The organism is Cobetia sp. 14N.309.X.WAT.E.A4, from assembly GCF_030397495.1.
GTDB lineage: Bacteria > Pseudomonadota > Gammaproteobacteria > Pseudomonadales > Halomonadaceae > Cobetia > Cobetia marina.
In genome coordinates, this window is record NZ_JAPNXT010000001.1 from 307,910 (window position 1) to 319,871 (window position 11,962).

Here is an 11,962-nt window from a genome sequence, read left to right on the forward strand (position 1 = left end):
CCTTTCCTGATCGTCCTGAGACGGGGAAGGCGGCGTTTGCGTATCTGGCGATCGTGTTCGCGCTGGCGTTGCTCAGCGTATCAGCCGATATCGGTCCAGACGGGCGCGTGGTCCGATGGCTTTTCCATGCCACGCAGCGCGTAATCGACACCGGAATCCTTGATCAGCGGGGTCAGACCCGGGCTGGTCATGATCAGGTCGATGCGCAGACCGCGTCTGGGCTCGCGCTCGAAGCCACGCGAGCGATAGTCGAACCAGCTGAACTGGTCATCGACTTCCGGGTGCACGTGACGGAAGCTGTCGGTCAGGCCCCAGGCGTAGAGGCGCTCCATCCACTCGCGCTCGATGGGCTGGAAGCTGGTCTTGCCTTCGCGCAGCCAGCGCTTGCGGTTGGGCTCGCCGATGCCGATGTCGCGGTCAGTCGCCGAGATGTTGTAATCGCCCATCACCACCACGTGCTGATCGGGGGTGTGGTCCTCTTCCAGCAGGCGGAACAGCTGCTGATAGAAGCGCGTCTTGTAGGGAAACTTCACCGGGTGCTCGACATTCTCGCCCTGGGGGAAGTAGCCGTTGTAGACGATCAGCGGCTCGCCGTTCGGGCCGTCGATCTCGACACCGATCATGCGTTTCTGGGCGTCCTCGGTGTCATCGGGCATGCCGTAATGCACCTTCTTCGGCACCTGGCGGGTCAGCATGGCGACGCCGTAGTGGCCCTTCTGGCCGTGCCAGACCACGTGATATCCCAGTGCCTCGATGTGCGCGTGGGGAAACTCGCTGTCCTGCACCTTGGTTTCCTGCAGGCCGATGACGTCCGGCTGATGCGCCTCGATCAGCGCTTCCAGCTGATGCGGACGCGCACGGATGCCATTGATGTTGAAGGACACCAGTCGCATCACGCCTTGCCTCCCTCATCATTCCCGCCCTTGTCGTCCTGCTCGGCAGGGGCGTCCGGATGCAGCGGCAGCAGCGGGGCGGCGTTCATGCGTTCCAGCTTGGCGGCTGCCTGGCTCTTGCGCTGATCCTTCTTCTTGGCCACATAGCGAGGTCCGGAATGTACCTGATCCGGATTCTCGGCGCGCCACTTCTTGAAGTCCTTGCGGCGGCCGGTGCGAATCTGCACCTTGTCGGCGATGGAGCGGCTCTTCTTTCTGCGTGTCATCTTCGGGCTTTCCTGTTCGGTGTCAGCAGTCGCCAGCCTCGGGCACACGCGCAAGTCAGGGCGTGGCGTGCGGGCAATCGCATCAGTTGGCGGGCATTCTACCAGCCTGCACGGGGCAGGTGCCATGCGCCATGTCACACGCCGCTCCCCTGATGCCTGCAGGACGCAGACGGTGATGGGAGGTTTCCCCATGCCCGGGCAGGGTCATCACGATGCCACGCAGGGGCGCGAAGATGGTCACGTGCTGGTACAATGATCCGGCATCATCGTTGTTACCCGCAGGCGCGACTCGCGACTGGCCGCAGGATCCGAAGCCTCACCCTCCACACGCATGTCTCAAGTACCCTGCCTTCGCGGCACGTTGCTTGAATGCCGTGCCGGGGGACGGCTCTCAGGACCCGCCAGCCTCGTTGACCTGGCCTGCAACGTACCGCCCGGTCGCTCCGGCAGGAAGCGTTCAGCGTGGCCTCGCCGGGCCCAAAGAAGATGACAGAAGACAACCATTCCACCGACACGCAGTACTGGCCGCCCTTGTGGCGACCCATGAGCCTGTCGGTTCCCTGTGCGCGGCGATGACATGACCGATGCCAGGTGAGCTGACCCTCATGGCCGACGTCCGCTCCAGCCCCTGCCGAACATTCGGGCAGGGGAGATCCGGATGCGTGAATCCGTTCAGAACAGGTGAGAGCATTCGTGCATGTCTGCACCCGGGGCCTGCGTGGCCCTGGAGACGCATACCCCCGAAGGGGAGCAGACAGGCACGGGATGACTCCCAATCCGGCAAAGGCGCATGCAGCCCGAGACGACCGCTTGTCACAAGCGGGTCAGGCGAACCAGGTGAGACCACTGGGCATGACGAACCATCCGGGTGTGGCCTGTCGTGGCGAGATTCCGAGAGCGGCCCGCGCCTGTCGCATATGAACCCTTGAAAAGAACGGATTACATGAGCGAGACGGATCAGACCCAGCCAGCCGCTGAGCAGACTCAGCAAGAGCCGCAGGACCCGAACCAGAAGCCCAGAAAGCCCAAGCGTCGCCGCCGCAAGCCGCGTCGCTCCCAGTCCAAGTGGAACCTTGATCAGTTCCAGGTCGCGCCGGTCGCCGGTCAGTGGCGCTTCCACGATTTCGATCTGCCGCTGCCGTTGATGCGTGCCATCCAGAAGGCCGGTTTCGAATACTGCACCCCGATCCAGACCCAGACCTTCGAGAAGGCGCTGCTGGGTGGTGACGTGGTCGGGCGCGCCCAGACCGGCAGCGGCAAGACGGCTGCCTTCCTGATCGCCACGCTCGCCTACTTCCTGGAAGAGAAGGCGCCGGAAGGTCAGAAGCCGGGTGCCCCGCGTGCCGTGATCATCGCGCCGACCCGTGAGCTGGCGCTGCAGATCGAGAAGGATGCCAAGGCATTCTCCGAATTCGCGCGCATCTCCGTGGCCTGCGTGGTCGGCGGGATGGACTACCAGAAGCAGCGTGAGCGTCTCGAGCGCAAGGTCGACCTGCTGGTCGCCACGCCGGGTCGCCTGCTGGACTTCCATACCAAGCGCGATGTCGATCTCTCCGAGACCGAAGTGCTGGTGGTCGACGAGGCCGACCGCATGCTGTCGATGGGCTTCATCCCGGACGTCAAGCGCATCATCCGCGCCACGCCGCGTGCCGAGGAGCGCCAGACACTGCTGTTCTCCGCCGAGCTGTCCTCCGACGTGCTGGGCCTGGCAGAGCAGTGGACGCATGAGGCCGCTCAGGTGGCGGTGGAGCATGAAGCCGCGGCCGCCATCCCGGCGGACAACGCGGGCGTGCAGGCCTACACCGTCAGCGACGACGACAAGCTGCGTCTGCTGGTCAAGCTCGTCGAGCAGGACGCACTGGAGCGCGTGGTGGTGTTCGGCAATACCCGTGCGCTGGTGCGTCGCATCGATGCCGCTCTGCGTGAGGCAGGCATCGAGGTGGCGCTGATGTCGGGTGCCGAGACCCAGACGGCACGTCTCGAGGCGCAGGAAGCCTTCCGCAACGGCAAGCTCAAGGTGCTGGTGGTCAGTGACGTGGCCGGGCGGGGTCTGCCGCTGGAAGATGCCACCCATGCCATCAACTTCACGCTGCCGGAGGTGCCGGAAGATTACGTGCATCGTGCCAGCTTCAGTGACGTGAGCCTGATCAGCTTCATCGGCGAGGAGGATGTGTTCTCCCTGCCGGAGATCGAGGAGTACATCCAGGAAACGCTGCCCCGCGAGCAACCGCCACAGGGCATGCTGTGACGCGGGGGTGATACCCCGCTCATGCTGGCTGTCTGGCCTGGATGACCGATGCCACTCATCAGGGCATGGCTCGGCAGCGCAGTCAGAAGACAGCAAGTGATGGACGGCGAACAGCTCAGGCTGTTCGCCGTCTTGCGCTAGGGCGCCGCACGGCGGTCAGCTCGGCACAAGGAGAGACACGCAATGCTGGAAGACAGTCTCAAGGGCGAGATCCAGACCGCCTATCGCAAGCTGCTTGAGGGGCTTGAGCTGACGCCGCGCTATGGGCAGCGGCTGATGATCGCCGAGATTGCACGCACCCTGGGCAACATCGAGCAGAATCCGGAAGGGTATCGCCTCGGCAACGAGCACGTCTGCGTGCTGGAGGCCGGTACCGGTACCGGCAAGACGCTCGCCTACCTGCTCTCCGCGCTGCCGGTCGCCAAGGCGCGCGGCAAGCGGCTGGTGGTCTCCACCGCCACCATCGCGTTGCAGGAGCAGGTCATGCATCAGGACCTGCCGGCGCTCAAGAAGCATTCGGGGCTGACCTTCGACTATGCGCTGGCCAAGGGGCGGCGGCGCTATCTGTGCGTACAGAAGCTGGATCAGGCGCTGGAAGGCGTCGAGGACAACCCGACCATGGCGCTGTTCGAGCGCGACATGATCGCCAGCGATGGTGGCAGCTTCGTGGAGCTGGCCGGCAAGATGGCCGAGGACTATGCCAGCGGCGAGTGGGCAGGGGACCGTGACAGCTGGCCGCTGCAGGTCGAGGATCGCGACTGGGCGCGGCTGACCACGGATCACCGCCAGTGCACCAATCGCCGCTGCAGCCACTTCTCGGCGTGCGCCTTCTTCCGTGCCCGCCGTCAGCTGGAGCAGGCCGACATCATCGTCGCCAACCATGATCTGGTGCTGGCGGATCTCTCGCTGGGCGGCGGGCTGGTGCTGCCCTCGCCCAGTGACTGCATCTACGTCTTCGATGAGGCGCATCACCTGCCGGACAAGGCGCTGGACCACTTCCACCACCGCACGCCGATCAATCAGACGCTGCGCTGGCTGGGCAATCTCAAGAAGTCGCTCACCGAGCTGAACGCGGCGCTGGGCAGTCAGCCGACCATCGGGCGCCTGCTGGCGCGCATGCCGGAGTTGCTGGCCGACATCGAGCCGCGGCTGGGCGAGGTGTTCGGGTTGGGCCACCAGCTGGCTGACCTGCCGGAGGGGGCGGGCGATGATGCCACCAATCATCGTTTCGAGCGCGGCCAGGCACCGGAGGCGCTCAAGGAGCTGGGGCACAATCTGCTCAAGGGCTTCGCGGAGCTGTCACGGGCGCTGGAGCAGATCGCCGATATCCTGCGCGAGAGTCTGGACCCGGAGAAGGCGACAGGCCTGCCCAAGGAGAATGCCGAGGACTGGTTGCCGCTGGTGGCCCTGTTGCATGGACGTGCGCTGGAAGCCCATGCGCTGTGGGAGGCCATCGGCCTGAGCGATCCCGTGGATGGCCCGCCGCATGCGCGTTGGCTGACCTTCGAGCGCTTCAATGGCGAACCGGAGATGACCGTCTCGGCCAGCCCCGTCTCGGCGGCGGAGACCCTGGCGCGCCACCTGTGGGGGACCTGTTTCGGCGCGGTACTGACGTCCGCGACCCTGACGGCGCTCAACCGCTTCGAGCGCCTGCAGGAGCGTGCTGGTCTGGCCAATCGCTATCGCTATCAGCGACTGCCCAGCCCGTTCGATTATGGCAAGGCGGTGCTGGCCATCCCGCGCGAGGCGGTGGAGCCGTCGCCGCCCGGCCCGCATGAGCAGGCGATCGTCGATTTCGTCAATGCGCTGGATGTGCGCGAGGCGGTGCTGGTGCTGTTCAGTTCGCGCAGGCAGCTGGCGGCGGTCAACAAGGCGCTGGACAACGAGACCCGCAAGCGGGTGCTGGCCCAGAGTCGCCTGCCCAAGCACGAGCTGCTCAGTCAGCACCGCAAGGCGGTGGATGGTGGTCGCGGCAGCATCATCTTCGGCCTGGCGAGCTTCGCCGAGGGGATCGATCTGCCCGGCAAGTACCTGACCCATGTGGTGATCACGCGGCTGCCGTTCGCGGTGCCGGATGACCCGGTCGGTGCGACGCTTGCAGAGTGGATCGAGTCGCGAGGCGGCAATCCGTTCATGCGCATCGCGGTGCCCGATGTGTCCATCAAGCTGGTGCAGGCCTGCGGGCGCCTGATCCGCAAGGAGGCCGATGAGGGGCGCATCACGATTCTGGATCGGCGCATCCTGACCAAGCGTTACGGTCAGCAGCTGATCGAGGCATTGCCGCCCTTCGTGCGCGAGATTGACGGCGTACGTCAGAACTGAGCCGCAAGCCCTGATCCGCAAGTGCTGATTCGCAAGTACTGATTCGCAAGTACTGAGTGGCCACAAAAAAGCCCCGCCGATCGGCGGGGCTTTTTCTGTCTGCCTGTCCGGTGCGTATCAGGCTTCGGCGGACTGCTCGAGGCGGGCGCGCAGGGCGTCCTTGAGCTTGGTGTCCATGGTCTTGAAGGTCTCTTCGGTGGTCGCCCAGTCAATGCAGGCATCGGTGATGGAAACGCCATATTCCATCTTGCTGCGGTCGGCATTGATCTTCTGGGCGCCCCAGTTGATGTGCGACTCGACCATCAGGCCCATGATGGAGCGGTTGCCCTCGAGAATCTGCTGAGTGACGTTTTCCAGCACCAGCGGCTGCAGGCCCGGGTCCTTGTTGGAGTTGGCGTGGGAGCAGTCGACCATCAGGTTGGCGGTGACGCCGGCCTTGGCCAGTTCCTGCTCGGCCAGGGCGACACTGACGCTGTCATAGTTCGGCTTGCCGTTGCCGCCCCGCAGCACGACGTGGCCGTAGGCGTTGCCGCGAGTGCGGATGATCGCGACCTGACCGGCCTGATTGATGCCCAGGAAGTTGTGGCCGTGGGAGACGGACTGCAGCGCGTTGACGGCGACATCCAGCGAGCCGTCGGTGCCGTTCTTGAAGCCGACCGGGCATGAGAGGCCAGACGCCATCTCACGGTGAGTCTGGGATTCGGTGGTGCGCGCGCCGATGGCGGACCAGCTGATGCAGTCCTGCAGGTACTGCGGGGAGATCGGGTCCAGCGCTTCAGTGGCCAGCGGCAGGCCCATCTCGGCCAGTTCGACCAGCAGGCCACGGGCGATGTGCAGGCCTTCCTCGATCTCGAAGGAATCGTTGAGGTGCGGGTCGTTGATCAATCCCTTCCAGCCGACCGTGGTGCGCGGCTTCTCGAAGTAGACGCGCATCACGATGTAGAGGCTGTCCTTGACCTCTTCCGCGAGCACCTTCAGGCGGCGAGCATAGTCGCGGGCGGCGTCCAGGTCATGGATGGAGCAGGGGCCGACCACCACCAGCAGGCGCGGATCCTCGCCGTCCAGAATGCGCTGGATGGTGCGACGGCCTTCGATGACGGTCTGCTCGGCCTTGTCGGTCAGCGGGATGTCCTGCTTGAGCGCCTGCGGAGTGATCAGTACATCCTGGGACAGGACGTTGAGGTTATTGACGTGCTGTTCTGACATGACGGTGTCCTGAGCGTTGTTCGGTCCGCAATCGTGAGCGCAGATCCTGGCAGAGGCTGTCCCCCTGCCGTGAGTGGAGTCGTGAATGGCTCCATGGTATCTGCTGCTTTGACGCTTGTCAGCGGCTTTGGCGCAATATAAATCACCTGTCAAGGTAAATGGAGGGATCAGGAGCGAGTGTCATGCCTGGCAATGAGTCAGTCGTAAAGTAATCGTTACACTTGAGCGAGTCAGCGTCGCCAAACACGGTCATCTCAGGCGTAGGCATGGAAAACCTGTGGCTTTGGCCACCACGTGTCTTGCCGTGCAAATGATAAACAGGAACACTGTGCGTTGATTTTGGTCGCCCGAACGGGTGCAAGGTAGCCAGTGTGCTGTTCGAATTGCGCGACGCATCCATGAGCATGAATGTCAAAGGGGCCGGATTCCATATGCGCGAGTCGCAATTTCCATCAGGTACTGATGCCCCGGGGACGTCTTTGCGAGTCGTCTCTAGCGGTGCCTCCACTCCCGCGGAGGGAGCGAGTGAATGAGTGTCAATGAGACAGATCAGCAGCTGGTCGAGCGCGCCCAGAAAGGGGATAACCGCGCCTTCGATCTGCTGGTCAACAAGTATCAACACAAGATTCTCGGCCTGATCAGCCGTTATGTGCATGATCATGCCGAAGTCCAGGATGTCGCCCAGGAAGCTTTCATCAAGGCCTATCGCGCCTTGCCCAATTTCCGGGCGGAGAGCGCCTTCTATACCTGGATGTATCGCATCGCCATCAATACCGCCAAGAATCATCTGGTCTCGCGGGGGCGGCGTCCCCCGGGGACGGATCTGGACATCGGGGATGCCGAGGTGCTGGATCAGTCCGGGCGTCTGGCGGATGTCGAGACACCGGAAGCGGCCATGGCGCGTGACGAGCTGGAGAAGGTGGTGTTCGATGCCATCGAGAAATTGCCGGAAGACCTGCGCACCGCCATCACGCTGCGCGAGTTCGACGGTCTGTCCTATGAGGATATCGCCGAGGTGATGCAGTGCCCGGTGGGGACCGTTCGCTCACGCATCTTCCGTGCTCGCGAATCGGTGGACAAGGCCATCCAGGGGCTGCTCAGTCCTGCTGCAGCTGGGGCGGTAGCTGACTGAGAGGGGCACTGTTGAAGATGGCGTCTGGCGGTCGAGCAGGACCCGACAGGCAAGTATCTGTCTCCGATGGTCTACATCCTTGTCTGCCGAGAAAATTCATCAAAAACAATGGCTTGTTCAGATAGTGCATGAAAAGTGAATGTTTTCTGAATGAATCGCGGAACGAACTGGCGCGCGCGTGATCATAGTGTGCAGATTGCCGGTTCGTTCAGTCGGGCCGCCAAGAGTCATGCAGCGAGCCAGTCGTGTCATGACGCCATTCGTTGTCTGAAATGCAGGTTGTGCCCCGTGATGGCCTGTCGAGTGTGAGGGTATTTACGCATGAATCTTAAGACCACCGAATCCGTGAAGGAGTCGCTGTCCGCGCTGATGGATGCGGAGGGTGACGAGCTGGATCTGCGACGTGTCCTCAAGGGGCTCGACGAATCGCCTGAGGCGGCAGACACCTGGCGTCGCTATCATCTTGCGCGCAGCGTCATGCACCGCGAGCGCGAGAGCAGCTTTACCATGGATATCTCGGCGGCCGTGAGTGCCGAGGTCGAGATGATCTCCCGTGACGCGCAGGTTGCCGAACCCGTGGCCGAGCGCCGCAGCCTCTTCTCCTTCGCAGGCTCTGCCGCGATCGCGGCGGGTGTCGCGGTGATGGTGATCACCGGTGTGCAGGTCTTCAACGGCACTGACACCGGCGTGCCGAGCCTCAACGGCTCAGGCGCGGAGCTGGCCAGCGGGGCTTCAGGCCTGCAGGGTGGCGCGGTGCATCAGGTCAGCCAGCCGTCCGTGAATGCCGAAGCTTCCCAGTGGGCACAACCGAGTGCTGCAGGCGGCCTGATGCAGGTCGGCGTGACGGCTTCTCCGTCGCGTCCCATGTTCATGGCCCCGCAGAATGGCGGTTATGACTCCGGCATGTCGTCCAGCAACGTCGCGGCGGCGGATCTTGCCCAGCGTCGACTGCTTGAAGCGTACCTGAGCAAGTCGTCCGAGCGCGGCCCCGTGCCGGAGCGCAGCGAATGGATCAGTCTGCAGGATGTCGCCCAGTAACCTTCGCTGGATGACTGGCCTGCGATGGCATCGTTGCCAGGGTAGGTGAAAGCAGCAAGGGGCGACAGGAAAAGAGGGGCAGCCAATGGCTGCCCCTCTTTTTGCGTCTGCATATCCTGGTTGCGCCCGCATATTCTGGTTGCGCCCGCATATCCTGGTCGCGTCCGGCCAGCGCCGTCACCTGGCGGTGTGGCCACTCTCCGCCTCAGTCATGTAGATAGCGATCTGCCGTCTGGATGTAGAGCGCCTCGACCTTGGCGCGTGCCCAGGGCGTGCGTCGCAGGAACTTGAGGCTCGAATTGATGCTGGGGTCACTCAGGAAGCAATTGATGGGGATCAGTTCGCCCAGCGTCTCGAATCCGTAATGGTCGACCAACCAGGTCAGCAACGCCTTGAGGGTGACCCCATGCAGGGGGTCGAGACGCGAGGTGGAGGGTGGCGGTGCTTCGCTCATGAGAGTTCCTGTGCGGACATGGGTGTCATCTCGGTCGACCGGGATGAGGGGCAATGGCGGCGGGGTGAGGTGAAGCGTCCCCCTGAAAGGCGTTATTCTACCCGTATGTGCTGCCGGCAGGTGGCGAGATTTCAGGAGTCGGCAAGATGATGCAGGAAGAAGGGCAGGTCACCGGTCATGGCAGGGAAGGGGTGTGGGTCGAGACTCAGCGCCGCTCCACCTGTGGAGCCTGCAAGGCTCGCAGCAGTTGCGGGAGCGGGCTGTTGAGCCAGTTCTCGCGCCGCAAGGCACACCGTGTGTTGATTCATGTGCCGCTTGGCGAGGCGTGGCCGATGGTCGGCGAACGGGTCGTGATCGGTATCGACGAATCCGCCTTCCTGCGCAGTGCCGGACTTCTGTATGGCCTGCCGCTGATGAGTGGCATGCTCGGCGGTATCGTGGCCGAGCAGCTGGCAGGCGCAGGGGCACTGGTGGTGCCGCTGGGCTTTGCGCTCTCGCTGGCGGCGGGGCTGGGCGTGGTGCGCTGGCATGCCGCGCGTCCTGAGCAGCAGGCGCTGTATCGTCCCCGCCTGCTGCGTCGCCTGGGAGTGGACTCGCTGGCCATCAAGGCCGTCTGACGGCTCTTGTGCTCGGCTGACAGCTGCTCGCGCGCGTGAGCGGCAGTGGTCGACCCTCGCCCGTCCCCGAGAATGCCTGCTGCATGTCGTCTGTCGCTTTCATGCGACCTGATGTTGCGTCGAGCGCGGTATCATTCGCTGAACTTCAACGCCGTCTTGGCGTCAATGAATGGGGCGTCGCTTGCGACGTCAGCATGCTGGATGGCAAGTGACAGCGTGCCTCATAACAAGTGACAGGACGTACCAGGAGTCGCATCGATGAAATCGCTTTCTCGCCTGATGGCGCCCGCGTTGGCCATGGCTGCCCTGATGGGTGCCCAGATGGCCCAGGCGCGTGAACTTCCCGATTTTACCCAGCTGGTCAAGGATTCGGCGCCTGCCGTGGTCAATATCGCGACCACCACCGAGATCAAACGTACCTCGGGCCCGGTGTTCCGTGGCCCGGATGGCCAGGAGATGCCGGAGTTCTTCAAGCACTTCTTCGGTGATCAGTTCCCCGGTCAGGGGCGTGGGGGGATCGAGAAGCGCTCCAGCCTCGGTTCCGGCTTCATCATCTCCGACGATGGCTACATCATGACCAACGCCCACGTCGTGGATGGTGCCGACGAGGTGATGGTGCGCCTGAATGACCGTCGGGAGCTGAAGGCTCAGGTGGTCGGCGAGGACAAGAAGACCGATATCGCGCTGCTCAAGGTCAAGGCGGATGATCTGCCCACTCTGCCGATGGGCGACAGTGACGCCCTGGAAGTCGGTCAGTGGGTAGCGGCCATCGGCTCGCCGTTCGGCTTCGATCACTCCGTCACGGCGGGGATCGTCAGTGCCATCGATCGCACGCTGCCCTCGGATGCCTATGTGCCCTTCATCCAGACGGATGTCGCGATCAACCCGGGCAACTCCGGGGGGCCGCTGTTTGATCTCGAGGGAGACGTGGTCGGAATCAACTCCCAGATCTACACCCGCTCCGGTGGCTTCATGGGGGTGAGCTTCGCGATTCCCATCAATGTGGCGATGGATGTGGCCGACAAGCTCAAGACCGATGGTCGCGTCGATCGTGGCTGGCTGGGGGTCGTCATCCAGCCGGTGTCCAAGGATCTGGCCGAATCCTTCGGGCTGGACCGGGCGCGTGGCGCGCTGATCGCCGATCTTGACCCGGATGGCCCGGCCGCAGCGTCCGGCCTCAAGGCGGGCGACATCATCATGGCGGTCGATGGCGATGAGGTGGAAACCTCCGCCAACCTGCCGCGCATGGTCGGTGCCAGCTCGCCGGGGGATTCGCTCAAGCTTTCCATCCTGCGAGATGGCAAGCGTCAGTCCCTGCAGGCCAAGGTAGGGCACTGGCCGGGCAGCGATCAGGACGAGATTGCCGCTGCCAGCAATGACAAGCAAGGCCTGGGCATTGCCGTGACCGAGCTTGGCAAGGCGGCGCTGGCGGAAATGAACCTCGACAATGGCGTCAAGGTGCTGGAGGTCGACCCACAGGGCGTGGCGGCAGAGGCGGGCATCACTGCCGGCGATGTGCTGGTCGAGCTCAATCAGCAGCCGTTGACCAGCGTGCAGTCGCTGCGTGACGTGGTGGCCAAGCTGCCGGCGGATCGCCCGGTCTCGCTGCGCCTGGTGCGCAACGGTCGCCCGCTGTACATCGCTCTGCGCATGCGCGATGAATGACGCGGACGCCAGCAAGGGAGGCGAGTGACGACGGGGCGCACGGGCGACTGTGCGCCCCGTCTGCATTCAGGGGCGAGCCCCTTCTCGCGGGGCTCGCAAGCATGAGGATTGCCTTGTGGCT

At 63.8% G+C, this 11,962-nt stretch carries 10 protein-coding genes; 6 read left to right on the plus strand and 4 right to left on the minus strand.

All coding sequences use genetic code 11. The features are described 5' to 3' along the window. Positions 1–80: 80 nt before the first annotated feature. The gene (gene xthA, locus OW493_RS01360; RefSeq protein ID WP_289863236.1) at positions 81–893 is read right to left on the minus strand and encodes an exodeoxyribonuclease III; all 813 of its coding nucleotides are present in this window, start codon (positions 891–893) and stop codon (positions 81–83) included. After that, positions 893–1,159: a hypothetical protein gene (locus OW493_RS01365; protein WP_077372139.1), complete on the minus strand. Its 267-nt coding sequence runs from the start codon at positions 1,157–1,159 to the stop codon at positions 893–895. The genes xthA and OW493_RS01365 overlap by 1 nt, the downstream gene beginning before the upstream one ends. A 943-nt stretch (positions 1,160–2,102) precedes the next feature. On the opposite strand from OW493_RS01365, the gene OW493_RS01370 reads away from it, so the two are divergent. Both OW493_RS01370 and dinG read left to right on the plus strand, forming a co-directional pair. Then, positions 2,103–3,407, plus strand: a complete 1,305-nt coding sequence (locus OW493_RS01370) for a DEAD/DEAH box helicase (protein ID WP_084209121.1) — start codon at positions 2,103–2,105, stop codon at positions 3,405–3,407. 183 nt (positions 3,408–3,590) lie between these two features. Then, entirely contained in the window at positions 3,591–5,729 is a 2,139-nt protein-coding gene (dinG, locus tag OW493_RS01375; RefSeq protein ID WP_289862942.1) for an ATP-dependent DNA helicase DinG, read from the plus strand. A gap of 117 nt (positions 5,730–5,846) precedes the next feature. Here the strand turns inward: dinG and OW493_RS01380 are convergent, their stop codons facing one another. Beyond that, positions 5,847–6,935, minus strand: coding sequence for a 3-deoxy-7-phosphoheptulonate synthase (locus tag OW493_RS01380; RefSeq protein ID WP_077372149.1), 1,089 nt, complete (start codon positions 6,933–6,935; stop codon positions 5,847–5,849). Between the two features lie 529 nt (positions 6,936–7,464). On the opposite strand from OW493_RS01380, the gene rpoE reads away from it, so the two are divergent. Together rpoE and OW493_RS01390 are read left to right on the plus strand one after the other, a co-directional pair. Beyond that, entirely contained in the window at positions 7,465–8,067 is a 603-nt protein-coding gene (gene rpoE / locus OW493_RS01385) for an RNA polymerase sigma factor RpoE (protein ID WP_077372152.1), read from the plus strand. A 321-nt stretch (positions 8,068–8,388) separates the two neighbouring features. Further along, on the plus strand, positions 8,389–9,105 hold the full coding sequence (locus tag OW493_RS01390) for a sigma-E factor negative regulatory protein (RefSeq protein ID WP_289862945.1): 717 nt from the start codon (positions 8,389–8,391) through the stop codon (positions 9,103–9,105). Positions 9,106–9,310: 205 nt separating this feature from the next. On the opposite strand, the gene OW493_RS01395 is transcribed toward OW493_RS01390, so the two are convergent. Further along, entirely contained in the window at positions 9,311–9,559 is a 249-nt protein-coding gene (locus OW493_RS01395) for a VF530 family protein (protein ID WP_084209118.1), read from the minus strand. Between the two features lie 146 nt (positions 9,560–9,705). On the opposite strand from OW493_RS01395, the gene OW493_RS01400 reads away from it, so the two are divergent. Further along, positions 9,706–10,176, plus strand: coding sequence for a SoxR reducing system RseC family protein (locus tag OW493_RS01400; RefSeq protein WP_077372161.1), 471 nt, complete (start codon positions 9,706–9,708; stop codon positions 10,174–10,176). A 258-nt stretch (positions 10,177–10,434) separates the two neighbouring features. Continuing rightward, positions 10,435–11,841, plus strand: coding sequence for a DegQ family serine endoprotease (locus tag OW493_RS01405; protein ID WP_289862949.1), 1,407 nt, complete (start codon positions 10,435–10,437; stop codon positions 11,839–11,841). The last annotated feature ends 121 nt before the right edge of the window (positions 11,842–11,962 follow it).

What these genes read in the sequence shown, in the direction of transcription:
- OW493_RS01395 (WP_084209118.1), bottom strand. Translation starts at nt 9,559, where the DNA reads ATGAGCGAAGCACCGCCACCCTCCACCTCGCGTCTCGACCCCCTGCAT.
- OW493_RS01405 (WP_289862949.1), top strand. Translation starts at nt 10,435, where the DNA reads ATGAAATCGCTTTCTCGCCTGATGGCGCCCGCGTTGGCCATGGCTGCC.
- xthA (WP_289863236.1), bottom strand. Translation starts at nt 893, where the DNA reads ATGCGACTGGTGTCCTTCAACATCAATGGCATCCGTGCGCGTCCGCAT.
- OW493_RS01370 (WP_084209121.1), top strand. Translation starts at nt 2,103, where the DNA reads ATGAGCGAGACGGATCAGACCCAGCCAGCCGCTGAGCAGACTCAGCAA.
- dinG (WP_289862942.1), top strand. Translation starts at nt 3,591, where the DNA reads ATGCTGGAAGACAGTCTCAAGGGCGAGATCCAGACCGCCTATCGCAAG.
- OW493_RS01380 (WP_077372149.1), bottom strand. Translation starts at nt 6,935, where the DNA reads ATGTCAGAACAGCACGTCAATAACCTCAACGTCCTGTCCCAGGATGTA.
- rpoE (WP_077372152.1), top strand. Translation starts at nt 7,465, where the DNA reads ATGAGTGTCAATGAGACAGATCAGCAGCTGGTCGAGCGCGCCCAGAAA.
- OW493_RS01390 (WP_289862945.1), top strand. Translation starts at nt 8,389, where the DNA reads ATGAATCTTAAGACCACCGAATCCGTGAAGGAGTCGCTGTCCGCGCTG.
- OW493_RS01365 (WP_077372139.1), bottom strand. Translation starts at nt 1,159, where the DNA reads ATGACACGCAGAAAGAAGAGCCGCTCCATCGCCGACAAGGTGCAGATT.
- OW493_RS01400 (WP_077372161.1), top strand. Translation starts at nt 9,706, where the DNA reads ATGATGCAGGAAGAAGGGCAGGTCACCGGTCATGGCAGGGAAGGGGTG.